This window comes from Escherichia sp. MOD1-EC6300 (genome assembly GCF_002965045.1).
In the GTDB taxonomy this organism is placed as follows: domain Bacteria; phylum Pseudomonadota; class Gammaproteobacteria; order Enterobacterales; family Enterobacteriaceae; genus Escherichia; species Escherichia coli_F.
Window position 1 is genome coordinate 1 of the sequence record NZ_PTRH01000049.1, and the last position, 1,319, is coordinate 1,319.

1 protein-coding gene is annotated in these 1,319 nt (G+C 55.4%); it reads right to left on the minus strand.

What is annotated here, in order from left to right; translation table 11 throughout:
* A partial coding sequence (locus tag BGE37_RS24710; protein WP_105288549.1) for a phage tail tip domain-containing protein occupies positions 1 to 1,319 on the minus strand: 1,319 nt, incomplete at both ends.

A 1,319-nucleotide genomic window follows, 5' to 3' on the forward strand; every position in this document is an offset into this window, starting at 1 on the left:
CCGCGGAATAACACTGGCGGTATCATGACCTGCCGGTCAAATTTCTGATCATCACTGATTCTTACCGTGATGGTGCCACTGGCATAACTGTTCGTGCGGGGGAAAGACTTGCTGACCGTTTTGACAATATCGCCTTCAATCTGATTGGCTGACAGTTTCCCCTTAATCTGACAGTTTTCATTAATCGTGACATTGTTGAGCGTCCCTGAATTTGCATTCACATTACCGCTGATATCCGCATTTTTAGCGGTCAGTTTTCCGTCCGGTGTCAGGGAAAATGCCGGCGGATTTCCACCGCTGGTAATGGTGGGAGCCGTCAGGCGTTTCAGGAACACGTCGTTCATGAATATCTGGTTGCCCTGCGCCACAAACATCGGCGTTTCATTCCCGTTTGCCGGGTCAATAAACGCGATACGGTTAGCGGCAACCAGAAACTGGCTCAGTTTGCCTTCCTCCGTGTCCTCCATGCTGAGGCCAATACCCGCGACATAATGTTTGCCGTCTTTGGTCTGCTCAATTTTGACAGCCCACATGGCATTCCACTTATCGTTGGCGTCCTTCCACTCTTTCGAAAACTCCTCCAGTCTGCTGGCGTTATCCTCCGTCAGCTCGACTTTTTCCAGCAGCTCCTTGCCGAGATGGGATTCGGTTATCTTGCCTTTGAAAAAATCCAGGTAACCTTCCGCATCATCGCTCGCCCGACCGACGGCCTCCACGAATGCCGATTTGCCAACGGTGTTCACACTGCGGATATAAAAGTAATAATCATGGCCCGGTTTGATATTGATACTGGCGGCTATCCAGTACAGCCCCGTGCCAAGGTAGCGGGCTGTGGTTTCAACCTGCCTGATATCGGTAATCCGCGTTTCCGAGAACCAGAACTCAAACTGTACCGTCGGATCGTAAACCGCAAGATGCGGCGTGGCGGTTATCTGAAAATAGCCCGGCGTCAGCTCAATCCTCGACGGTGCTGCCGGTGCGGCAATCCGGAACGATACCGACGCCGGATCGCCCTGCTGCCCCCACGCATTTACCGCCCGGACTGTCAGCCTGTAGTTCCCTGGCGCCAGTTGCGTGAAGCGGTATGTGGTTTCCGTCGTCCGGGCCGTGCTGACCAGCCGCTCACTGCCGTCATCCGCTGTTACGGTCAGACGGAGCAGGAAGCTCACGCCCTTCACCACCTTCGGCGTGTCCCAGCGCGCCAGCACCTGATATTCCCCGCTGTCTGCGGTGACTCCGGCGGTCAGGTGCTGCACCGCTGGCGGCGTGACACCATTCACCGTGCCGCTCTGGTCGCCGTCAAAGTGCGCCCCGTTATC